Annotated in this window: 22 protein-coding genes; 9 read left to right on the top strand and 13 right to left on the bottom strand. The window is 68.6% G+C overall.

All coding sequences use genetic code 11. The features are described from left to right. The 6 genes from G341_RS23545 to hemE form a co-directional block, all read right to left on the bottom strand. On the bottom strand, positions 1-205 hold a 205-nt coding region (locus G341_RS23545), incomplete at its 3' end, for a transposase (protein WP_155826767.1). 51 nt (positions 206-256) lie between these two features. Further along, complete coding sequence (locus G341_RS0114160; RefSeq protein WP_018179809.1) at positions 257-1,774, bottom strand: hypothetical protein; 1,518 nt, start codon at positions 1,772-1,774, stop codon at positions 257-259. Further along, entirely contained in the window at positions 1,771-2,469 is a 699-nt protein-coding gene (hemQ, locus tag G341_RS0114165; RefSeq protein ID WP_018179810.1) for a hydrogen peroxide-dependent heme synthase, read from the bottom strand. The genes G341_RS0114160 and hemQ overlap by 4 nt, the downstream gene beginning before the upstream one ends. 33 nt (positions 2,470-2,502) lie before the next feature. After that, positions 2,503-2,943: a nitroreductase/quinone reductase family protein gene (locus G341_RS0114170; RefSeq protein ID WP_026303675.1), complete on the bottom strand. Its 441-nt coding sequence runs from the start codon at positions 2,941-2,943 to the stop codon at positions 2,503-2,505. 63 nt (positions 2,944-3,006) lie between these two features. Next, positions 3,007-4,359, bottom strand: a complete 1,353-nt coding sequence (locus tag G341_RS0114175) for an FAD-dependent oxidoreductase (RefSeq protein WP_018179812.1) — start codon at positions 4,357-4,359, stop codon at positions 3,007-3,009. Continuing rightward, complete coding sequence (gene hemE / locus G341_RS0114180; RefSeq protein ID WP_051092831.1) at positions 4,356-5,402, bottom strand: uroporphyrinogen decarboxylase; 1,047 nt, start codon at positions 5,400-5,402, stop codon at positions 4,356-4,358. The genes G341_RS0114175 and hemE overlap by 4 nt, the downstream gene beginning before the upstream one ends. Before the next feature lie 70 nt (positions 5,403-5,472). Between hemE and G341_RS0114185 the strand changes: the two genes are divergently transcribed. The 5 genes from G341_RS0114185 (at position 5,473) to G341_RS0114205 (ending at position 10,211) form a co-directional block, all read left to right on the top strand. Further along, positions 5,473-6,063, top strand: coding sequence for a DUF3000 domain-containing protein (locus G341_RS0114185; RefSeq protein WP_026303677.1), 591 nt, complete (start codon positions 5,473-5,475; stop codon positions 6,061-6,063). A 12-nt stretch (positions 6,064-6,075) separates the two neighbouring features. Beyond that, positions 6,076-7,320, top strand: coding sequence for an HRDC domain-containing protein (locus G341_RS0114190; protein WP_018179815.1), 1,245 nt, complete (start codon positions 6,076-6,078; stop codon positions 7,318-7,320). A 94-nt stretch (positions 7,321-7,414) separates the two neighbouring features. Continuing rightward, positions 7,415-8,266 (top strand): LLM class F420-dependent oxidoreductase, encoded by an 852-nt coding sequence (locus tag G341_RS0114195; RefSeq protein ID WP_018179816.1) that lies wholly within the window; start codon positions 7,415-7,417, stop codon positions 8,264-8,266. A 116-nt stretch (positions 8,267-8,382) separates the two neighbouring features. Further along, the gene (locus tag G341_RS0114200; protein WP_018179817.1) at positions 8,383-9,417 is read left to right on the top strand and encodes a Dyp-type peroxidase; all 1,035 of its coding nucleotides are present in this window, start codon (positions 8,383-8,385) and stop codon (positions 9,415-9,417) included. Continuing rightward, complete coding sequence (locus G341_RS0114205; protein WP_018179818.1) at positions 9,414-10,211, top strand: family 1 encapsulin nanocompartment shell protein; 798 nt, start codon at positions 9,414-9,416, stop codon at positions 10,209-10,211. The genes G341_RS0114200 and G341_RS0114205 overlap by 4 nt, the downstream gene beginning before the upstream one ends. A 26-nt stretch (positions 10,212-10,237) precedes the next feature. Here the strand turns inward: G341_RS0114205 and G341_RS0114210 are convergent, their stop codons facing one another. The 4 genes from G341_RS0114210 to G341_RS0114225 all read right to left on the bottom strand — a co-directional run bounded on the left by G341_RS0114210 (position 10,238) and on the right by G341_RS0114225 (position 16,786). Then, complete coding sequence (locus G341_RS0114210) at positions 10,238-11,422, bottom strand: CaiB/BaiF CoA transferase family protein (protein ID WP_018179819.1); 1,185 nt, start codon at positions 11,420-11,422, stop codon at positions 10,238-10,240. Continuing rightward, entirely contained in the window at positions 11,422-13,365 is a 1,944-nt protein-coding gene (dxs, locus tag G341_RS0114215) for a 1-deoxy-D-xylulose-5-phosphate synthase (protein WP_018179820.1), read from the bottom strand. The genes G341_RS0114210 and dxs overlap by 1 nt, the downstream gene beginning before the upstream one ends. Before the next feature lie 140 nt (positions 13,366-13,505). Continuing rightward, positions 13,506-14,756, bottom strand: a complete 1,251-nt coding sequence (locus G341_RS0114220; RefSeq protein ID WP_018179821.1) for a class I SAM-dependent RNA methyltransferase — start codon at positions 14,754-14,756, stop codon at positions 13,506-13,508. Positions 14,757-14,800: 44 nt separating this feature from the next. Further along, entirely contained in the window at positions 14,801-16,786 is a 1,986-nt protein-coding gene (locus G341_RS0114225) for an APC family permease (protein WP_018179822.1), read from the bottom strand. 162 nt (positions 16,787-16,948) lie between these two features. Here G341_RS0114225 and G341_RS0114230 point away from each other — a divergent pair, with 162 nt between their 5' ends. After that, positions 16,949-17,629 (top strand): potassium channel family protein, encoded by a 681-nt coding sequence (locus G341_RS0114230; RefSeq protein ID WP_026303680.1) that lies wholly within the window; start codon positions 16,949-16,951, stop codon positions 17,627-17,629. After that, positions 17,626-18,282, top strand: a complete 657-nt coding sequence (locus tag G341_RS0114235) for a potassium channel family protein (protein ID WP_018179824.1) — start codon at positions 17,626-17,628, stop codon at positions 18,280-18,282. The genes G341_RS0114230 and G341_RS0114235 overlap by 4 nt, the downstream gene beginning before the upstream one ends. Here the strand turns inward: G341_RS0114235 and G341_RS0114240 are convergent. Both G341_RS0114240 and G341_RS0114245 read right to left on the bottom strand, forming a co-directional pair. After that, positions 18,265-18,960 (bottom strand): DUF3159 domain-containing protein, encoded by a 696-nt coding sequence (locus tag G341_RS0114240; RefSeq protein ID WP_081622568.1) that lies wholly within the window; start codon positions 18,958-18,960, stop codon positions 18,265-18,267. The two genes, G341_RS0114235 and G341_RS0114240, sit on opposite strands and share 18 nt — an antisense overlap. Positions 18,961-19,027: 67 nt before the next feature. Next, entirely contained in the window at positions 19,028-19,402 is a 375-nt protein-coding gene (locus tag G341_RS0114245; protein WP_018179826.1) for an OB-fold nucleic acid binding domain-containing protein, read from the bottom strand. Between the two features lie 57 nt (positions 19,403-19,459). Between G341_RS0114245 and G341_RS0114250 the strand changes: the two genes are divergently transcribed. Then, positions 19,460-20,200 (top strand): alpha/beta hydrolase, encoded by a 741-nt coding sequence (locus G341_RS0114250; protein WP_155826976.1) that lies wholly within the window; start codon positions 19,460-19,462, stop codon positions 20,198-20,200. 28 nt (positions 20,201-20,228) lie between these two features. On the opposite strand, the gene G341_RS0114255 is transcribed toward G341_RS0114250, so the two are convergent. After that, positions 20,229-21,293, bottom strand: coding sequence for an Lrp/AsnC family transcriptional regulator (locus G341_RS0114255; RefSeq protein ID WP_026303682.1), 1,065 nt, complete (start codon positions 21,291-21,293; stop codon positions 20,229-20,231). 191 nt (positions 21,294-21,484) lie between these two features. Here G341_RS0114255 and G341_RS22135 point away from each other — a divergent pair, with 191 nt between their 5' ends. Then, complete coding sequence (locus tag G341_RS22135; protein ID WP_245557003.1) at positions 21,485-22,849, top strand: MFS transporter; 1,365 nt, start codon at positions 21,485-21,487, stop codon at positions 22,847-22,849. Positions 22,850-22,861 lie beyond the last annotated feature (12 nt).

Genomic DNA, 22,861 nt, shown 5'->3' on the forward strand with positions numbered 1-22,861 from the left:
GCCGTTTCCACACCGTCTGCCATGGCCCGAACACCTCCGACGGCAGGTCACGCCACGGAATCCCGGTCCGGTATCGATAGATGATCGCTTCGACAACCTGCCGGTTGTTGCAGAACGGACGCCCTTGCCGCCCAACGTTTGACGGCAACAACGGCTCGATCCGCTCCCACTGCGCATCACTGAGCGACTCACACCTAGAACTCATCCACCGATCATCAGCGACCGATCACCCAATCATTAGGAGACACGCCCTAGATCAGTCCGGCGCGACGATGAAGGCCGTCAGGCCGACGATCTTCTCGTCCTCGTCTTCGCCGACGGTATCGATGATTCCGCGGCGGCCGATCGGTTCGAGATCCGTGCGCGCCAGCTCCGCCATCGACGCCGCGTCCGTGACGACCGCCGGGAATCGCTCGCCGGCTTCGGTCCGCCCGATCACCCAGCCCCGCTTCGGCGTGCCGTCCCGGTTGAACTCGACGGTGTAGGTCTCGATCGTGCCGGTGCCCGCGGTCGGCTCGACCACCGGCGGATGCTCGGTGGCGAACGCGCCATCGACGTCGCCGCCGCGGAAGGGATGTGCCGGGCGCGCCGAATCCAGCACCACCGCATGGTGTTTCGTCAGCATGCCGCCGTTGGCATACACGAGGCCGACGCCAGGTTCGACGCGCAGCCGGTCGGTGACCGCGGCCAGCGCGTGCATCGAATAGTTGTTGCCGGGACCGCCGAAGGCCGATAGACCGCCGGTCGCCGTCAGGTCCGCACCCAACGGGCGGTCCAGATAGGCCGCCGCCAGCTTCGGCACGATCGGGAAGCAGCTGTACAGGTCGAGGACATCGACATCCGCGGCCGCGAGCCCGGCCCGCTGCAGCGATTCGTCCAGCACCGCAGCCATCGCCGGATCCGAATGGAAGTCGACCCGCGAGAGCAGATCGTCGGAGTCGGCGGCACCGGCGCCGGATCGCACATAGACCCAACGGCTTTCGTCGATGCCGGCCTCGCGCGCCGCGGCGACGCTGGTGACGATGACGGCGGCGGCCTGATTGACCGCGATCTGCGCGTTCATCCGCACCGGATAGGGCTGACACACCAGGCGATTGCGGTCGGTGACCGTGCCGATGTCGTCGGCGGTACGTACCTCGGGATCCCAGGCCGCCGGCTGCGTCGCCGCGACGGTGGTGAAGTCGGCGAAGAGCTGCGCCGCAGACCGGTACGCCTCCTCGAAGGTCTGCCCGAGGTGAGCGCGCAAGCCGTTCTCGTACAACGGATATGCGCGCACCGGCGGCGCGAGCTGATAGCGCAGCATGATCTCCGACGCGATGTCCGCAACGTTGACATTCGGGAAGCCGCCGGGCGTCCAGTCCGGCACCTTGCCCGCCGCGAGGAAGGCCCGCATCGATGCGACCGCCTCGACGCCACCCAGTACTGCGATCCGGCTGTCGCCGGCCACGATCGCCGCGGCCGCATCGTCCAGCAGCTTGGCCGGCTGGTTGCCGCCGATCGGGCTGTCGATCAACCTGGTTGCGCCGCCGCCGATCTCGGTCTTGACCAGGGCTGCCAGTCCGTCGTAGCTCCAGCCGAGGACATTGACGATCCCGATCGTGTCGGCCTGGGCGGCCAGCGTCGCCGCGCCGCTGTCGGCGGCCGCGCGGCCGATGACGTCGGTCAGCAGATCGAGTGGCGAGCGAGCGGCGTCGAGCGAGCGTTCGCGGTTGTCACGCAGCTGTCCGACACCGACGATGACCGGGACGCGGTCATCGGTGAGCGGGCCGCTCACGGCAGCCGCGACAGCAGCGCGTCGACCTCGACGCGGGGGCCGGTGAAGAACGGAACCTCTTCGCGCACATGCAGCCTCGCCTCGGTCGCCCGCAGTTCCCGCATCAGGTCGACGATGCGATGCAGCTCCGGCGCCTCGAACGCGAGGATCCACTCGTAGTCGCCGAGCGCGAAGGCCGGCACCGTGTTGGCCCGCACATCCTTGTAGTCGCGCGCCTTCATGCCGTGGTCGGCGAGCATCTTGCGCCGCTCTTCGTCGGGCAGCAGGTACCACTCGTACGACCGGATGAACGGGTAGACGCAGACGTAGTTGCCCGGATCCTCGCCGGCCAGGAACGCCGGAATGTGGCTCTTGTTGAATTCGGCGGGCCGATGCAGCGCGGCATTGCTCCACACCGGGTTCGACACCCGGCCGAGGGCGGTCTCGCGACGGAACGCGTTATAGGCCGCCTGGATCTGCTCGATCTGCTCGGCATGCCACCAGATCATGAAGTCCGCGTCGGCGCGGACACCGGACACGTCGTAGATGCCTCGGACGACCACGACACCGTCATCCTCGAGGCTTTTGAAGAACGCCTCGGTCTCGGCGATCGCCGACGATCGATCGTCGCCCAGCTCGCCTGGCCGTACCGCGAACACCGAAAACATCAGGTAGCGGAGGGTGGAGTTGAGCTTGGCGTAATCAAGACGGGTCATGAACCCATCGTGCCAGGCGGCCCGATCAGCGAATTAGCGCGGTGTCAAGATGACCACCGGAATGTCCCGGTCGGTCCGTTTCTGGTACCCCTCGTAGCCGGGATTGACCTTGGTGATCTGCGGCCACAGCGCAGCCTTCTCCGCGGCCGTCGCGGTCCGCGCGGTCATCGGGGTGGTCACGTCGTCGACCGTGACCTCCACCTCGGGCGTCACAACCAGGTTCTTGTACCAGTCTGGATGGTCGGAATGACCGCCCTTGGAAGCCACGACCACCACCTGGTCCGGGCCGTATACGGGCGCGGTCAGCATGGTGCCGCGCCGCTGGCCGGACTTGCGGCCGGTCGTGTACAGCTCCAGCGTCTGCATCCCCAGCAGCCGCCGCGGAAAACGCCCGCCGGTCACCGCCAGCAGCGCGCGGTGTCCGTTCTCCAACATCCATGCGCCCGCTGATGCGGTTCGATCAGCCATCGACATCCGTGCTGCTCCTTACGGTTCCGACAATCGCCATCCGGGTGGGCGGCGGCGTATTCGATTCACTCAATTCAACTGCGCCACGAGCGACCGCACAACCGCGTCGGCGCGGGCCACACAGGCGGGGACCCCGACCCCGGCATACGCGGCGCCCGCCAGACCCAGACCGCGCGGCGCAGCCGCGTCGATCGCGGCGATCAGGTCGGCATGGCCGGGTGCGTACAACGGGATCCCCGACGACCACCGTTGCACCGCCGCATCGCTGATCGTGGGCGCCGCCAGGCCGACCAGCCCGCAGACGCGCGCCAGGTCGTCGCCCGCCTGCTCGACCAGTTCCGCCTCCGACACATCCACCAACGACTGCGGGTACCGGCCGAAGGAGCAGCGCACCAGCTGCGGACCGCCCGCAAGATGCGGCCACTTGTTGGTGGTGAAGGTGAATGCCTTGGCGCGCAGGGATTCCCCTGACGCCACCAGCACGCCGGAATTGTCCGGGAGTGGGGCCGCCGGGTCGATGGCCAGCACGACCAGCACCGACTGGGCGACCGGAATTCGCGCATGCAATCGGCCCAGTTCGCCGTCCAGCAACCCCGCGGCAACCGGCGGCGAGACGGCGGCGATCACCGCGTCGTAGTCGCGGACGGCGTCGGCATGCACCGACCAGCCGCGCGCGGCCGGCCGAATGGCGGTCACCCGGTCAGTCCGATGTGCCGGCCGCGCCGCGGCGAGCAGCGCGTCGACGAGGACCCGATAGCCGCCGTCGCGAAGCGATCCGAACACCGGCCCGGGCGTGGGCGCCGCCAGCAATCCGCTGACGGCCGCGGTCAGACTCGGCGCACCGGCGTCGAGCCGAGCGGCCAGCTGCGGCAGCGCCGCCCGAACGCTGGTGTGATCGGCACCGGCCGAGTAGACCCCGGACAGCATCGGGTCGACGGATCGGTCGACGACCTTGTCTCCCAGACGATCCCGCACCAACGCGCCGATCGACCGGTCCTCCCCCGGCGTCCAGTCCAGCGGCCGGTCTGCCTCGCCGCGTATCCGTTCGACATCGGCGCCGGCGATGACCTCCCGGACCGCATCGACCGAGGCCGGAATGCCCATCAGCGTCGGCCGCGGCAAGGCTCGCAGATCGCCGTCGGCCAGCAGAGCTGGCTGCCGCCGGGCCGGATGCACGATGCGCCCGGCGATACCCAATTCCGTTGCCAGGTCGACGATCTCGGGTCGGCGGACCAGAAAGGCCTCGGCGCCGACATCGACCGTGACGCCCCCGACGGTCGCCTGGCGGAGCGTACCGCCGGGCTCTGCTGGTTCGTAGAGATCGATGGCCGCGCCGTCACCCAGCAGCCGCCGCAATCGATGCGCGGCGGCCAGCCCCGAGATACCGCCGCCCACGACGGCGATGCGCGGCCCGGAAGTCACAACTGGTGGACCAGGCCGACGATGCGGGTCAGCACATCCGGGTCGGTGGCCGGCAGCACGCCGTGGCCGAGGTTGAAGATGTGTCCGGTCGCGCCCGCCGCGACCGCGCGATCGGCCTCGTCGACGATGCGCCGCACCTGTTCCTCGATCACCGGCCAGGGCGCGGACAGGATCGACGGATCGAGATTGCCCTGCAACGCCTTCCCGGCGCCGACCCGACGCTGCGCCACGTCCAGCGGAATACGCCAGTCGACGCCGACGACATCGGCCCCGACCTCACCCATGGCACCGAGCAGCTCGCCGGTTCCGACACCGAAATGGATGCGTGGCACCGCCTTCGCCTCGCGCACCTCGGTGAGCACCCGGGCGCTGTGGGGTGCGACGAACTCGCGGTAATCGGCGAGCGACAACGCTCCCGCCCACGAGTCGAACAGCTGGACCGCGTGCACACCGGCCTCGACCTGAACCTTGAGGAAGGCGATGGTGATATCGGCAAGCGTGCCGACCAGCTGATGCCAGGTCTGCGGATCGGCATGCATCAGCGCCTTGGTGCGTTCGTAGTTGCGGCTCGGGCCACCCTCGACCAGATACGACGCCAGCGTGAACGGCGCCCCGGCGAAGCCGATCAGTGCCTTGTCGCCGAGCTGCTCGCGGATCTGCCCGATCGCGTTCGCGATCGCCCCGACGGCGTCGGGCTGCAGCCGCGGCAGCGCCGCGACCTGCTCTTTGGTGCGGATCGGGTCGGCGATCACCGGGCCGGTGCCGGCGACGATGTCCAGATCGATCCCGGCCGCCTTCAGCGGGACCACGATGTCGGAGAAGAGGATCGCGGCGTCCACGTCGTGGCGGCGTACCGGCTGCATGGTGATCTCGCAGACCAGCTCCGCGTCGAAGCACGCCTCCAGCATTCCGCGGTCGGCCCGGATCTCGCGATACTCGGGCAGCGAGCGCCCCGCCTGCCGCATGAACCAGACCGGTCGACGGTCCGGGCGCCCTCCCGTCGCGGCTGCAACCAGGGCCGGAACCGTGCTCTCTGTGCTCATCAGGAACAGGTTAGTCGCTGTGACGGCGCGCCTCCGCCGCCGCATCCGCGCCGCGTTCTACCGTCGCCGAGTGACTACATCCGGAGCATCGACCGAGCCCGCGGCCTTCCGCGCAGCCGTCGAATCGATGCACCAGGCGACGGTCCGGCCGGAGATCGAGATCGGCACGATCCGCCCACCGCAGCGCCTGGCGCCGTTCAGCCATGCGATCGGCGCCGAGGTGCGTCAACCGGAGCCCGACGAGATACCCACCGACTCCGAGGGCACCGCGTTCGGCCGGCTGATCCTGCTGCACGATCCCAGCGGCCAGGAGGCCTGGGACGGCACCATGCGGCTGGTCGCCTACATCCAGGCCGAACTCGAGGCCGCGCTGGCCACCGATCCGATGCTGCCCGAGGTGGCATGGAGCTGGCTCACCGACGCATTGGAGTCCGGTCTCGCCGTCACCGCGCTGGGCGGCACCGTCACCTCGACCACGTCCGTCCGATACGGAGACATCGCCGGCCCGCCGCGCGCGCATCAGTTGGAGATGCGCGCGTCGTGGACCGCCCAGGACATCGACCTCGCCCCGCATGTCGAGGCGTTCGCGTCGGTGCTCGCGTCGGCTGCCGGCCTGCCGCCGGCCGGCGTCACCCGCCTGGGCTCGATCGGCAGCGCATAGTCGCGAGTTCCCGTGACCGACCACCCGGACAACGACCCACCGACGCCTGACGCCGACGAGCCCCCTCCCGTCACCCCGCTCACCACGCCCGCCGACGGCGTTCCCCCCGTGCTCGTCTCCGGTGCCGAGTTCGATGCGGCCGCGGCCGCATTGACCGCCGGAACCGGACCGATCGCCCTCGACACCGAGCGCGCATCCGGCTTCCGCTACTCCCAGCGCGCCTATCTGGTGCAACTGCGCCGTCGCGGGTCCGGCTCCTTCCTCATCGACCCGATCGACGAGCCGGACGGCCTGGCCGGCGTCGCGGCCGTTCTCGGCGATGCGGAATGGGTGCTGCACGCCGCCGACCAGGACCTGCCGTCGTTGCGCGAGTTGGGATTCCACTGCTCCGCGCTGTACGACACCGAACTCGGCTGCCGCCTCCTCGGCCTGCCGCGGGTGAATCTCGCCGAGATGGTCGCGCATTTCCTCGGACTGGGCCTCGCAAAAGGTCACGGCGCCGCGGACTGGTCGCAGCGACCGCTGCCCGACGATTGGTTGAACTACGCCGCTCTCGACGTCGAGGTGCTGATCGAGCTGCGCGACGCCGTCGATGCCGCCTTGGTCGAAGCCGGCAAGGACGAGTGGGCGCGGCAGGAATTCGAATGGGTACGCACCCGACCCGAGCCGGCCGAGAAGCCCGATCGGTGGCGCCGCACCTCCGGGATCCACGGCGTCAAGGGTGCCCGCGCGCTGGCCATCGTGCGTGAACTATGGACTGCCCGTGATGAATTGGCTCGCAAGCGGGACGTCGCACCGGGTCGGGTGCTGCCGGACTCGGCGATCGTCGCCGCGGCGACCGCGCCGCCGAAGTCGGTCGCCGAACTGACCGCGATGCCGATCTACAAGGGGCCCCGGCAGCGCCGTCAGGCCGGACGCTGGTTCACCGCGATCGACCACGCCCAGCGGCTGCCGGAATCCGAACTGCCGCGCCGCAACCCGAAATCGACCGGACTGCCGCCGACGAACCGCTGGGACGACCGCAACCCGGAGGCCGCCAAGCGCTACAAGGCGATTCGGCCCGCGCTCCTCGAGCTGGCGGAAGCCAATTCGCTGCCGCTGGAGAACCTGCTGTCCCCCGATATCGTGCGTCAGCTGTGCTGGGACGGGTTCGATGCCAACACCGAGTCGGCAGTCGCGCAGCGCCTCGCCGCCACCGATGCCCGGCCGTGGCAGCAGGAGCTCGCGATCCCGGTGATCGTCGCCGCGCTGCAATAGCCTTCGGCGCCGGTCGGAGATGGCGCAGAAGGACTGTTCCAGTCAGCGGAATCGACCGCGTCGGAACGGATTGCGGCGGTCGTACCGTCGACCAATGAAATTCGGAATGTCGCTGTTCACCTGCGATCGCGGAATCACCCCGGCGGACGCGGCGGTCGCCGCCGAGGAGCACGGATTCGACACCTTCTACGTGCCGGAGCACACCCACATTCCGGTCGTGCGGGCCTCCAATCACCCGGGCACGGGCGATGAGATCCCGGACGATCGCTACTTTCGCACCCTCGATCCGTGGGTCGCGCTCGGCTCGGCCGCGTCGGCCACCAGCCGGATCGGCCTCGGCACCTCGGTCGCGCTACCGCTGGAACACGATCCGATCGCGCTCGCGAAGACGATCGCCACCGTCGACCATCTGTCCGGCGGCCGGGTGACCCTCGGCGTCGGATTCGGTTGGAACATGGAGGAACTCGCCGATCACGGGATCCCGCCGAACAAGAAGCGGACAGCATTGCGTGACTACCTGGCCGCGATGCAGGCGCTGTGGACGGCCGAAGAGGCCGAGCACGATGGCCCGTTCGTGAAGTTCGGGCCCAGCTGGGCCTGGCCCAAGCCGGTGCAGCAGCCGCGGCCGCCGATCCTACTGGGCGCGGGCGGCACCGAGAAGAACTTCGAGTGGATCGTGCGCGCCGGCGACGGCTGGATCACCACGCCGATCGAGCAGGCCATCGACGAGAGCGTGCAACGGCTGGGCGAACTGTGGACGGAGGCCGGACGATCCGGCAAGCCGCGGGTCATCGTGCTGGCCGATCAGCCGGACCTGGAACAGCTTCGGCACTGGGACGCCGTCGGCGTCGACGAGGCCGTCTTCTCCTTCCCGGACGCGTCGGCCGACGAGTCACGGTTGTTCGTGAAGGATCTGGCCGAGAAGCTGGCGCCCTTGCGCCCCTGATGCAGTGAATCGGTCACGATGCGGTTGATCGATCAACTGCATCGTGACCGAAACCTCGCATCAGCAACCGCGATTTGAGCGGCAACAGCGGACGCCGACGCCTAGGCTGGTTCACGATGCCGATGAACCCGCAGTTGCAACCGGTGCTGGCCCCGTTGACGGCGTCAGCGATCTTCCTGGTCTTCACGATCGACCCCGGCGGCGAGGAAGAGCTGAACGCCGCACTCGCCGAATACAGCGGACTGGTGCGCACCGTCACCTCCCGCCGCCCGCCCGTCGAGCCGGCGGGCGCCGTGCTGGGAATCGGCTCCGATGCCTGGGACCGGCTCTTCGACGGGCCGAAACCCGCAGGGCTGCACCCGTTCATCGAACTGACCGGCGACGTGCACCGGGCACCGGCCACCCCCGGTGACCTGATGCTGCACATCCGGGCCGAACGTCAGGATCTGTGCTTCGAGATCGCCAAACTGGTGACCGAGCGGTTCGCGTCGTGCACCACGGTCGTCGACGAGGTCCACGGATTCCGCAACTTCGATCAACGCGCGATGATCGGCTTCGTCGACGGCACCGAGAATCCATCCGGCCCCGCCGCCAACGCCTCGGTGTTCGTCGCCGAGGCCGACGACCCCGGCTTCGGCGGCGGCAGCTATGTCGTGGTGCAGAAGTACCTGCACGATATGTCGGCCTGGGATGGCCTCGGAACAACCGACCAGGAAGCCGCCATCGGCCGCTCCAAGTGGGAGAACATCGAGATGGCCGACGACGTCAAGCCGTCTAACTCGCATATCGCCCTGAACGTGATCGTCGATCCGGACGGCACGCAGCGCCAGATCGTCCGCGCCAACATGCCCTTCGGGCGTCCCGGATTCGGCGAGTTCGGCACCTTCTTCATCGGCTACAGCTCCGACCAGGCGGTGACCGAGGAGATGCTGCAGAACATGTTCATCGGCGATCCGCCCGGCAACTACGACCGGCTGCTCGACTTCTCGGACGCCGTCACCGGCAGCCAGTACTTCGTCCCCACCATCGACTTCCTGGATCAGCCGCCGCCGCTTCCGCAAGCGGCCGCAGCGACGTCAGACGAGCCGGACACCGCGGCATCCATCCCCACCGGCTCACTCACCATCGGTTCACTCAAGGAGCACTCATGAGCAATCTGCATCGCGAACTCGCACCGATCTCGGAGGCCGCGTGGGCCGACATCGAGGAGGAAGCGGCTCGGTCGTTCAAGCGCAACGTCGCCGGACGCCGCCTGGTCGACGTCGACGGACCGCACGGGCTCGGACTGTCCTCGGTCTCGACGGGCCACACCACACCGATCGCCTCCCCGCGCGACGGCATCTCGGCCGCCGTCCGCGAGTCCCAGCCGATCGTCGAGCTGAAGGTGCCGTTCAGGTTGTCGCGCACCGCGATCGATGATGTGGACCGCGGCGCGAAAGACCCCGACTGGGATCCGCTGATCGCCGCCGCACAGAAGATGGCGCTCGCCGAAGACCAGGCCATCTTCACCGGATTCGCCGAAGCGCAGATAGCCGGCATTCGGGATTCGGCTGCCGCGCAAGCGCTTCAGCTGCCCGACGACGTGCGCGAGTATCCCGACGTGTTCAGTCGCGCCGCATCGACGCTGCGCCTCGCCTCGGTCGAGGGCCCGTACTCGGTGGCGGTCAGCGCCGAGGTGTATTCGCTGATCAACGAGACCACCAACCATGGCTACCCGATCATCGAGCACGTCCAGCGCGTGCTGTCCGGCGACATCGTGTGGGCGCCGGCCATCGACGGCGCCTACCTGCTGTCCACCCGCGGCGGCGACTTCCAGCTGACCATCGGCCAAGAGTTGTCGATCGGCTACGACAGCCACGACGCGACGTCGGTGAACCTGTACTTCACCGAATCGCTCAGCTTCGCGGTCTGGACGGCCGAGGCGGCCATCGCGCTGACCCGCTGATCAAGTCCCGGTAGGCCGGGCCTCGCTCAGCGCTGCGCCGCAACTCCGCCGGCGACCATCGCATCGATCTGCGCGCCGGTCAATCCGGCTTCGCCGAGAAGCGCCCGGGTGTGCTGGCCGAGGGCCGGCACTTCCCCCATCGGCGCCTCGAAGTCGTCGAAGGTCGCGGGCGGCAGCAAGGCCTCGATCGTCGCGGATTCCGTTGTCACGGTGCGCCATCGATCACGGGCCTGCAGCTGCGGATGATCGATCACGTCGCCGATCTCCTTCAGCTGCGCGGCCGGGACGCCGGCATCGAGCAACCGGTCGGCCAGCTCCGCGGTCGTGTACCGCCGCGTCCGTTCGGCGACCGCCGCGTCGCAGTCGGTGCGATGCCGCACCCGCAGCACGTTGGTGGTGAACCGTTCGTCGTCGGCGAGTTCCGGCGCATCCAGCGCCTTGATCACCAGATCACGCCATCCGGGATCGCTCTGCACCCCGATCAGCATCTGACCGTCGCTGGTTGGATAGGCGTCATACGGCGCGATCGCCGCATGGCTGACACCCATCCGCGGCGGCGGCGCGCCCGCGTACAGCTGGGTGTACAGGGCGTGGCCCATCCACTCGACCGTGGCCTCGAGCATCGAAACATCAATGGCCGCACCGACCCCCGATACCCCGCGCCGAACCAGCGCGGCGAGAACCGCCTGCGACGCATACATGCCCGCGGCGATATCGGACGTCGGGATTCCGGTCTTGGCCGGATGCTCGGGCGTCCCCGTCAGGGAGATCAGCCCACTCTCGGCCTGGATCAACATGTCGTACGCCTTGTGATGCGCGAACGGGCCGCCGGCGCCGTAGCCGGACATGGTGACGACGATCAGCTCGTCGTGATCGGCCCGCAGGCTCTCGGCATCGAGCCCGAGCCGCGCCGCGGCCCCGGGCGCCGGATTCTGCACCACCACATCGGATTTCGCGATCAGGCTGCGCACCGCATCCGCGCCCTGTTCGCTCTTGAGATCGACCGCGAGCGACTCCTTGCCCCGATTGAGCCACACGAAATGCGATGCCGACCCGTGCACGACGTGGTCGTAGCCACGCGCGAGGTCGCCGCCGTCGACCCGTTCGACCTTGATGACCCGCGCGCCCAGATCGGCGAGATTGCGCGTCGCCAGCGGCGCGGCCACCGCCTGCTCCAGAGCAACGACGGTCACGCCTTCCAGCGGCAGCATCAGGGTTTCTTGGTGTGCGCCGAGTTCTTGGCGGGGGCGGCCGTGGGATCGAGCTCCCCGTCTGACATCCGCGACACGCACTCGGTGATCGTCATCGCGACATCCTGTGCGGTGAGGCCCAGCTTGGCGAGCAGCTGACCGCGGCTCGCGTGCTCGAGGAACTCCTGAGTGATGCCGATGTCACGGCACGGCGTCGACACGCCATGCTGCCGGAGCTTCTGCGACACCGACGACCCGACGCCGCCGTGCACGCCGCCGTCCTCGATCGTCACCACCAGGCGATGCGATCCGGCCAGCTCGACGATCGAATCCGGCACCGGCAGCACCCAGCGCGGATCGACGACCGTGGCGCCGATCCCCTGCTGGGCCAGCCGGCTCGCGGTCTCGACGGCCAGCGGGCAGAACGCCCCGACGCCGATGATCAGCACGTCGTTGCCGTCACCGCGGCCCGGCTCGGCGAGCACGTCCACGCCGTCGGCCAGTCGCCGGGTCGCCCGGAGATCCTCCGGCACAGCGCCTTTCGAATAGCGCAGCGCGGTCGGGCCGTCGGCGGTCGCGAGGGCCTCGGCGAATTCTTCGCGCAGCCGCACCGCGTCGCGCGGCGCCGCAACCCGCAGGCCGGGAACGATCGCCATCAGCGACAGATCCCACATGCCGTGATGCGACGGACCGTCCGGCCCCGTGACGCCCGAGCGGTCGAGCACCAGGGTCACCGGCAGCCTGAGCAGGGCGACATCCATCAGGAGCTGATCGAAGGCGCGGTTGAGGAAGGTGGAGTACAGCGCGATGACCGGATGCAGGCCGCCCAGGGCCAACCCGGCCGCGGACGTGACCGCATGCTGTTCGGCGATGCCGACATCGAACATTCGGTCCGGGAATCGCTCTCCGAACGCCGCGACGCCGGTCGGGCCGGCCATGGCGGCGGTGATCGCGACGATGTCGGCGCGGCGCTCCCCCTCGGCGATGAGCGCGTCGGCGAAGATCGACGTCCAGTCGAGCGGCGCGGCACTGATGGCCTGGCCGGTCGCCGGGTCGATCACGCCGATGCCATGCATCTGATCGGCCTCGTCGTTCTCGGCGTGGGCGTAGCCCATGCCCTTCTGGGTCATCGCATGCACGATCACCGGACCGCCGAACGACTTGGCGTGCCGCAGGGCGTTTTCCAGCGCGCGCTCGTCGTGGCCGTCGACCGGGCCGACGTACTTGATGCCCAGGTCGGAGAACATCTGCTGCGGCGCGATCATGTCCTTGATGCCGCTCTTCATGCCGTGCAGGACGGCGAACGCGCTCGGCCCGACCACCGGGATCTTGCTGACGATGCGCCGGGTCTCGTCGAGCATCCGCTCGTAGCCGGGCTGCAGCCGCAGGCCCGACAGGTGGCGGGCGAAGCCGCCGATCGTCGGCGCGTAGGAGCGTCCGTTGTCGTTGACGACGATGACGACCGGACGATGGGCGCCGGCGATGTTGTTCAGCGCCTCCCAGCACATGCCGCCGGTGAGCGCGCCGTCGCCGACGACGGCGACCACATGGCGGTCGGTCTGGCCTGTGAGCTCGAACGACTTGGCCAACCCGTCCGCGTACGACAGCGCCGCGGAGGCATGCGACGACTCGACCCAGTCGTGCTCGCTCTCGGCGCGCTCCTGGTAGCCGGTCAGGCCGCCCTGCTGGCGCAGCGTGTCGAATCGTCCGGCACGGCCGGTGACGATCTTGTGCACATAGCTCTGATGTCCGGTGTCGAAGATCACCGCGTCGCGGGGCGAGTTGAAGACTCGATGGATCGCCAGTGTCAGCTCGACGACGCCCAGGTTGGGTCCCAGATGCCCGCCCGTGGCCGATACCTTCGCGATCAGGAAATCGCGGATCTCGCCGGCCAGCTCCGTCAGCTCGGCCTGGGTGAGGCCACGCAGGTCCCCGGGTGATTTCACTGAATCCAGCACATCCATTGCGCGGTACCCCTTCTCCCAGCTGTGAACATCTAACGGCCTGCGCCGCGGTACATCGATCGGCCCTGCCGAGGCAGTACCCCGTGAAGTCTACTGTTGCACCGGAGCACCCGGAGTGAGCAACGTGATCGGCCCCGCAGTCATCGCGCGAGCAGCGCGATCGCCTCGAAGTGATGGGTCATGGGGAACGCATCGAAACCCCGGATGACGGTCGGCCGGTAGCCGCGCCGGCCGAAGTCCGCCAGATCGCGCGCGAAGGTCGCTTGGTCGCATCCCACATGCACCACCGCGCGCGGCTGTGCCGCCGACACCGCTTCGACGACCGCGGCCCCGGCGCCGGCACGCGGCGGATCGAGCACGACGACATCCGGCGACGGCAGGCCCGCGATCGCCCGGTCGACCCGGCCGAGATGGAAGCGCACGCCGGCATCGTCGGCGAATGCCGCGCCGCCGGCGTCGACCGCTCGCGGGTCGGACTCCACGACATGCACCTCGTCGGTACTGTCGCGCATCGCCCCCGCCAGCGGCCCGCCACCGCCGAACAGATCCCAGCCGACGGCCGCCCGGCCGACTCCGGAGGCCGCGAGCAGCTCGCCGACCACCGTCGAATAGCTCGCCGCCGCATTCCGGTGCGACTGCCAGAACCCGGTCGCCGGCAGCGACCACGTCCGGTCACCGACGCGCCAGGTCGCCACCCCGGATCCGGCGAGCACGGATTCGCGGCGGGCCTTGGCGGCGCTCGCCCGATGCTGCTGCGCCCGAGCACGTTTGCCGCCGCGCCGCTGCGACACCGCCGCCAGCTCGACCACATGCCGGTCGCCCGCGTCGTCGAGCACCACGACCAACTCCGAGCCGGCCTCGGCCTCGGGAAGATCCGCGAGGAGCCCGTCGGCGGCGGCCGCGCAGTCGAGCGTGGGCACCACGGCCCCGCCGCGCGCGTGCATGCCCGGTCGGCCCTGCGGATCGACGCCGAGCCGCATCCGGCCGCGCCAACCGGTTTCGACCGCAGCCGGGACCGGTTCTGCGGCAAGTGATTCGATTTCGCCCGCCCATTCGATCCCGTCGCCGACACGCTGCAACAGCTCGGTGAGCACGGTCGCCTTGATGCCGCGGGCCGTCGCGCCGGTCATGTGCGAGGCGTCGCAGCAGCCGACCCCGGCAGCGTGTGCGCGGCAGGCCACCTCGATGCGGCCCGCTGCGGCGTCGACGATCTCCTCGATCTGTGCGTGGCAGAACGACTTTCCCTTGTCCTCGGTCACCCGCACGACGAGTCGCTCCCCCGGCAGGGCATCACGGACGAAGACGACGCGTCCGTCCCGGCGGCCGACGCAGACGCCGCCGTGACCGGGACGGTCGACCGTCAGCTCGAACGTCTCACCCTGCCAGTTCACCCGCTAGACCCTACGCGGCCAGGCGCCCGGCGTTCAGTCACTGGCTAGACTCCGCGGCGGGCGTCGCCGGGCGCATGAAAGATGCGTTCGTCGTCCTTGCGCCGCACCGACGAACTGAGCTGCCACGGCACCGACGTCACCATCACGCCCGGCTCGAACAGCAGCCGCCCCTTGAGCCGCAGCGCCGACTGGTTGTGCAGGATCTGCTCCCACCAGTGGCCGACCACGTACTCCGGGATGAACACGGTGACCACATCGCGCGGCGACTCGCGCCGGATCCGGCGAACGTAATCGATTATGGGCCTGGTGATCTCGCGGTACGGCGAGGCGATCACCTTGAGCGGCACCGGGATGTCGCTCTCCTCCCATTTGGCGACCAGCTTCTTCGTGTCCGCGTCGTCGACCGCCACGGTCACGGCCTCCAGCACGTCCGGGCGGGTCGCGCGGGCATAGGCCAGCGCCCGCAGCGTCGGCATGTGCACCGTGGACACCAGCACGATCGAGTGCGATCGGCTCGGCAGCGCCACGTCGTAGTCGATTTCTTCGAGCTCGTCGTGGATCCGCGAATAGTGGCGATGGATCAGCTTCATCATCACGAAGATCGCCCCCATCGCGACGATCGCGATCCAGGCACCGGCCAGGAACTTCGTGATCAGCACGATGATCAGCACCGTTCCGGTCATCCCGAACCCGATGCCGTTGATGACCCGCGACCGCTGCATGTGGCGCCGGGTGCCCGGATCGGTCTCCACCCGCAGCCGTCGCGTCCAGTGCCGCACCATGCCGATCTGGCTCAGCGTGAACGAGACGAACACGCCCACGATGTAGAGCTGGATGAGTGACGTGACCTGCGCGCCGAACGCGGCGATGAAGATGATCGCGGCCACGGCCAGGAAGATGATGCCGTTGCTGAACGCCAGCCGGTCGCCGCGCGTATGCAGCTGTCGCGGCAGATAGCGGTCCTGGGCGAGCACCGAACCGAGCACCGGGAAACCGTTGAAGGCGGTGTTGGCCGCCAGCACCAGGATCAACGCGGTCACCACGGCGATGAAGTAGAAGCCGGGAGTGAAGTTGTGGAACACCGCGTCCGCCAACTGCGCGATCAGCGACTTCTGCTCGTAACCGTGCGGCGCTCCGCCCAGCTGCTTGTCGGGATCCTCGACGTATTTCGCGCCGATGCGCCGCGCCAGCAGGATGATGCCCATCAGCAGCACGACCGCGATCGTGCCCAGCATCAGCAGCGTCGTCGCCGCGTTGCGCGACTTGGGCTTGCGGAAGGCCGGCACGCCGTTGCTGATGGCCTCCACACCCGTCAGGGCGGCACAGCCCGACGAGAAGGCTCTGGCTATCAGGAAGACCAGCGCCACCCCGGCGATGCCGGTGTGTTCGGCGTGGAGCTTGTAATCGGCCGGCTCGGCCCGCAGATTCTCGCCCATCACGAAGATCTCGATGAAGCCCCACACCAGCATCAGGAACACGCCGACGATGAAGGCATACGTCGGAATCGCGAAAGCGGCACCCGATTCCCGGATGCCGCGCAGGTTGATGGCGGTGATGACGACGACCGCGCCGATGCAGAACAGTACTTTGTGGGTGTTGACGAACGGTACCGCCGAACCGATGTTCTCCGCGGCCGACGAGATCGACACGGCGACCGTCAGGACGTAGTCGACCATCAGCGCACTGCCGACCGTGAGACCGGCCGTCGGGCCGAGATTCACCGTCGCGACCTCGTAGTCGCCGCCGCCGGACGGATATGCGTGCACGTTCTGCCGGTAGCTGGCGACCACGACGAGCATCACCACCGCGACCGCGAGACCGATCCACGGCGTATAGGCGTACGCGGACACTCCGGCGATCGACAGCACGAGGAAGACTTCCTGCGGCGCATAGGCGACGGAGGACATGGCATCCGAGGCGAAGACCGGCAACGCGATCCGTTTCGGCAGCAGCGTGTGCGCCAACCGGTCGCTGCGGAACGGCCGGCCGAGCAGCAGCCGCTTGGCGGCTACCGAAGTCTTGGAAACCATGGACACGCGGACAACATTAAAACTCCGCTAAGCAGGCTCGCACACGCGCCCGCTCCTATCCGGTCTATGTTATTGCCGTCAGGTTTTCCGGGACGTCGGCGCAACCGATGGAACGGCTTGGCGCGAACCCGCATCGAGCATGGTCGGAGCAGAGGAGACAGGGTGCACGTAGTCGTCATGGGGTGCGGGCGCGTCGGCTCCTCACTCGCGCTGGCGCTCGCCCGCAACGGCCATTCGGTCGCCGTGGTCGACCGGGACGAGTCGGCGTTCCGCCGCCTCGGCGAGGACTTCCCCGGCGACCAGGTGCGCGGCGTCGGCTTCGACCAGGACGTGCTCCGCCAGGCCGGCATCGAACGGGCCGACGCCTTCGCCGCGGTCTCGTCCGGCGACAACTCCAACATCATCTCCGCCCGCGTCGCCCGCGAGATGTTCGGCGTCGAACGCGTCGTCGCACGCATCTACGACGCCAAGCGTGCCGCGGTCTTCGAGCGCCTGGGCATCCCGACCGTCGCGACGGTTCCCTGGACCACCGAACGATTCATGACGGCCCTCGGCGACAGTCCCGAGCGCAAAGCCGGCTGGCGCGACCCGTCCGGCAACGTCGTGGTGTTCCAGCTCGCGCTGTCCGAGAGCTGGGTGGGCACCACCTCGGCCGGCTTCCAGTCGCAGACCGGCGCGCGGATCGCGTTCCTCATCCGATTCGGGTCGCCGGTGATGCCGGAGCCGAATACCGCTCTGCAGCAAGAGGACCAGGTATTCGTCGCGGTCCCGGCCGACCGGGTCGACGAAGTGAAGGCGATGGCCGCCGGGCCGTCTGCCGAGGGAGAGGGGAACGCCCGATGAAGGTCGCCATCGCCGGGGCCAGCGCGGTCGGGCGCTCGATCGCCCGCGAGCTGCTTTCCAGCGGCCACCACGTGCTGCTCCTCGAACGCGATCCCGCGCGGGTCGACACCAGCGCGATCCCGACCGCGACCTGGGTCTACGCCGACGCGTGCGAACTCGACAGCCTGGAGAACGCTCAACTGCAGACCTACGACGTCGTGATCGCCGCGACCGGCGACGACAAGGCGAACCTGGTCGTCAGCCTGCTGGCGAAGACCGAGTTCGCGGTCGACCGGGTGGTCGCCCGGGTGAACGACCCGCGCAACGAATGGCTGTTCGACGAGTCCTGGGGCGTCGACGTCGCGGTCTCGACGCCACGGATGCTGGCCTCGCTCGTCGAAGAGGCGGTGTCGGTCGGCGACCTGGTGCGGCTGATGACGTTCCGCCAGGGGCAGGCCAACCTGGTCGAGATGACACTGCCGTCGGACACTCCACTCGCCGGCCGGACTGTGAGCCGGCTGCAGCTGCCGCGGGACACCGCGCTCGTCGCGATCCTGCGCGGCGGCCGGGTCATCGTGCCGCAGCCCGACGATCCACTCGAGGGCGGCGACGAGCTGGTGTTCGTGGCGCACGCCGACGTGGAGTCGGACCTGCGCTCAGCGATCGTCGGCTGACGCCGGAGGGCGATCGTCGGCCGACGATGCAGGACGATCGTCGACAGACGCCGCAGGGCCGTTCTCCGCCGGCCCGGCGTCGGCGCTGTCCGCGTCAACGTCGGCCTCCTCGGCGCTTTCGATCCGTTCGGCCCGGCGCACCAGAACGATCGTCAGCAGCGCCGCCACGGCGGTGAGCGGCCAGCCCATGCCGATCCGGGCCACCGCGAGCGCGCCGGTGTCGTTGTGGTTGTACAGCCAGTGCTGAACGACGTACCGGGCGGCGAAGACGACCGCCCATCCGGCGGTCGCGATGTCGTAGGCGTAGAGGACGCGGCGATTCTTGCGCCACGCAGTCCCCTTGCCGTTCAACGCCTCCCAGGCCACGCCGACCAGCGGCCAGCGCACGATGATCGACAGCACGAACAGCCCCGCGTACAGCAGGGTGGTCCAGATGCCGAACAGGAAGTAGCCCTTGGCGCTACCGGTGCGATGGGCGATGAACGCACAGATCGCGACGCCGATGAAGCCGGAGATGGCGGGCTGGATGTTGTCGCGCCGCACCAGCCGGAGCACCAGGATCGCCGCGGCTGCGCCGATGGCCGCCCAGATCGCGGCCGTGAGCCCCCAGAAGCTGTTGACGGGCACGAAGACGACGATCGGCACCGTCGAATAGATGAGCCCCGATACGCCGCCCATCTGGGCCAGCAGGGTCTCGTTCTCGTTGTGCTCGGACTCGTCGTGCTGGGGGTTGGTGCTGCCGTGCTCAGCCGTCAACTGAGAGCAGTTCGTAGTAGGGGTTGTAGATCAGCTTTTCGCCGCCCTGGCTGCCGAGACGGCCGCGGATGAGTACCTGCCGGCCTGGCTCGATACCCGGAATCCGGTTGCGGCCGATCCACTTCAGCAGCACGGTGTCGGTGCCATCGAAGAACTCGGCGACGACCCCGGTACGGGCCGAACGCGAGCACGTCTGCACCGATCGGAGCTCGCCGCGGAGGGTGACCTCCTCGCCTCGGCAGCAATCGCGGGCAGGCTGCGCGCCACTTGCGCGCGACTGCTCGGAGATCACTTCGGCGTCGAGCTGATCGAGGTCCTCGGTGAGCCTGCGCGTGAGGCGTTTGAGGTATCCCGCTGCGGTCATACCCGCCAGATTAGACCCCCCTCGAAACCGTGGCCACTGCCCGGGCAGGATCATCCCGTGCAACGGGATACGAAGCTGTCAGCTGCAGCAATGGTGGCCATGCCGGGCGCCGGATTCGACGGCGACTTCGCAGGTCGGGCGTTCGGGCCGGCGGCGTCGACCCTCGGTATCGCGATCAGACCGGCCGATCCGGATCCGGACGACTGGGTCCTCGGCTACCGCGGCGTGCTGGACGACGTCGCACAACGTGGTCCGGTGCTGGCCGCGGGCATTTCGATCGGTGCCTGCGCCGCTGTTCACTGGGCGCTCGACAATCCGGAGCGCTGCGCCGGCGTATGGGCTGCATTGCCCCCGTGGACCGGTCCCGCCGGGGATGCGCCCGCCGCGCTGAGCGCCCGAATCAGCTCCGACTCGGTCGAAAACATGGGTCTGGACGCCACCATCGCCGAGATGCGCGACGGATCCCCCGCCTGGCTGGCCGACGAACTCGAACGTTCCTGGCGGGCGATCGCCGCGCGCCGCACCGGCAGCGACGGATCAGCGCTCGCGTCGCTTTTTCGGCAGGTCGCGTCGTTCACCGCCCCGACCGACGACGAGTTGGCGGCGCTCGCGGCGACCGGCGTGGCGGTGGTCGTGGTGGCTGCGACGGATGACCCGGTGCATCCGGCGGCGGTCGCCCAGCACTGGCGTGCCGCGTCCGGCGGCCAATTCCACTACGGCACAGTCACTCTCGAGGAGATCGGGATGACTCGCGGCGCCATCGGCGATTCCTGCGCTCGGGTCTGGAGCGGCATCTAGCCTTCGAAAGTGAATCTCGAGGTCGAGATCACAAAGCCGACGACGCAGCGGCCGTGCGCCGTTTCGGCGAGATCTGCGGCGGCGCGAGCTTGTCTCCGTGCACCAGCGCGCCCGCATGCTTGACCCGGCGCAGCAACGGAACCAGCTCATAACCGGTGATCCCGTCGACACGTGCAAGATCCTCGGTGACAAAGGAATACAGATCGGCGGCGCTCGCGCCGATCACATTCGCGGTGAGGTTCGCCCGTCCGGTGACCGCTGCGGCGAACGGGATTCGGGTGTCGGTGCCCAGGGCCTTCCCGACCGAGGCCAACGACCGCGGCGCGACGGTGAGCCATAATGTGGTGCTGCGCAAGCCGATCGCGGCGGTGGCCAGGTCCACATGAAAGTAGGCCACTCCGGAAGCGATGAGCCGCTCCACACGGCGCGTCACCTTTCCGGGGGTACTGCCCGCCGCCCGCGCCAGCGTCGAGTACGGGACCCGCCCGTCCCGGCCGAGCTCGTCGAGCAGGAGACGATCGATGTCGTCGAGCTCGGTCCGTGCGGCCCCCGATGAAACACTATGGGTCGCAGTGGCCTTCAATGCCGCGGTCTGAGCGGGGGTGAGCACATCACTCCACGTGTCCTGATGCTCGCCCGCGCCGCCGATGAAGGTATGCATGATCTCGGCGGGTGCGACGTCGAGCACCGGCGCCGACCTCGGCAGTATCTCGTGCAACAACTCGTGAGTCTCGAAGCCCGCAGGTGCGCGGAGATTGAAATCGACCTCCCAGCCGGCCCCGTAGATCGACACCCACGACACATCGTCGCGCGCGGCGATCGTGCGGGCGATCGCGTCGGCCCCCTCCGGTCGACACCGGACACGGACCAGCCAGTTGGCGCCGCCGGTGCCGTGGAGATCGGCGGTCATCGTGACGCGCAGGAATCCGTCGCGGCGCATCCGCCGGTAGCGTCGGGCGACCGTTTGTTCGGCGACGTCGAGGATCTCGGCGAGTTCGACGAATGCCACCCGAGGCGATATCTGCAGTGCGCGAGCGATCTGCGCGTCCAACTTGTCCAATGTGGAGGATTCCAACGCAACTCTGGCACTCACAGCCGGAATTCTACGTCTGACCACATTGCAGGCGACTAGGGCGACTCCGAGCGCCAGACTAGAGACATACATCAGCACAGCGTCGATCCGGACCCACGTCATCGGGTCCTCGATGGATCGTCGCTCCCGACTCCGACGAATCCCTTGCAACCAATTCCTCGGAGACGAACCTCTGAAAGGTACGAATCCCCATGGCACGTAAATGGTGGACGCTGGTCGTCGTCTGCGCGGCAACATTCATGTTGCTGCTCGACGTCACGATCGTCGTCGTCGCGCTCCCCGACATCGAGCATGCACTCGGTGCGAGTTTCTCCCAACTGCAGTGGGTCACCGACGCCTACGCGCTGGCGCTGGCATCATTGCTGCTCACGTCGGGATCGATTTCGGACAAGTTCGGGCGACGCCGCATCTTCTCGATCGGGCTGGTCGTCTTCACCATCGGCTCGCTGTTGTGCGGTGTGGCGCAGGACCCGACGATGCTCATCGTCTCCCGGGCGCTCCAGGGCATCGGCGGAGCAGCGCTCTTCGCCACGTCGCTGGCGCTGCTCGCCGCGACCTTCCACGGCCGCGAACGCGGGATCGCATTCGGTGCGTGGGGTGCCGTCACCGGCATCGCGACGGCTCTCGGACCGATCCTGGGTGGCGTCCTGACCACCGGCATCACGTGGCGGTCGATCTTCCTGGTCAACCTGCCCATCGGCATCATCGCCCTGTTCCTCACACTGCGCATGGTCGACGAGTCGCGCTCGCCGCACGCACGCCGCATCGATTGGGCGGGAGTGCTCACCTTCACCGCGGGACTGCTCGCCGGCGTGTACGGCCTCACCGAGGCAGGTCAGCGGTCGTGGACCGATGGACTCGTGCTGGGATGTTTCGTCGCCGCCGCCGTGCTGCTGGTGGCGTTCGTCATCGTCGAACTGCGGGTCGCCCAACCGATGTTCGACTTGGGCCTGCTGCGCACCCCGACCTTCGGAGGCGGTCTGATCGCAGCCTTTGCGATGAACGGGTCGCTGTTCGCGATGCTGCTCTATGTGGTTCTCTACCTGCAGAACTCGCTCGGGTACTCCGCTATGGACACCGGCCTGCGCCTCCTCGTGATGTCCGGGTGCACGATGGTCGTCGCGACGATTGCGGGCCGTCTCTCCGAGCACCTGCCGCTGCGTTGGTTGATCGGTCCGGGACTGCTGCTTGTGGGCGGTGGACTGTTCCTGATGGCCGGACTCGACGCCGGCTCATCCTGGACCCATCTGATCCCCGGGCTCATCGTCGCCGGTATCGGCAGCGGCAGGTCAACCCGCCGCTCGCCGCGACCGCGGTCGGCGTGGTGCCGGTACACCAGTCCGGGATGGCCTCGGGCATCAACACCACCTTCCGCCAGATCGGCATCGCGGTGGGCATCGCCGTCTACGGATCGCTGTTCAGCTCTCGGATGGCCGACTCGATGCACCACGACCCTGCCGGTGGCACGCATGCCGCCTATGCCGACGGCCTCAACCTGCTGTTCGGTGTCAGCGCGACGGTCGCCGTCGTCGGCGGCGTGTGCGCGCTGGCGATGATTCGGTCCAAGG

Origin of the sequence: Jongsikchunia kroppenstedtii DSM 45133, assembly GCF_000380485.1 — a bacterium.
Lineage (GTDB): Bacteria > Actinomycetota > Actinomycetes > Mycobacteriales > Mycobacteriaceae > Jongsikchunia > Jongsikchunia kroppenstedtii.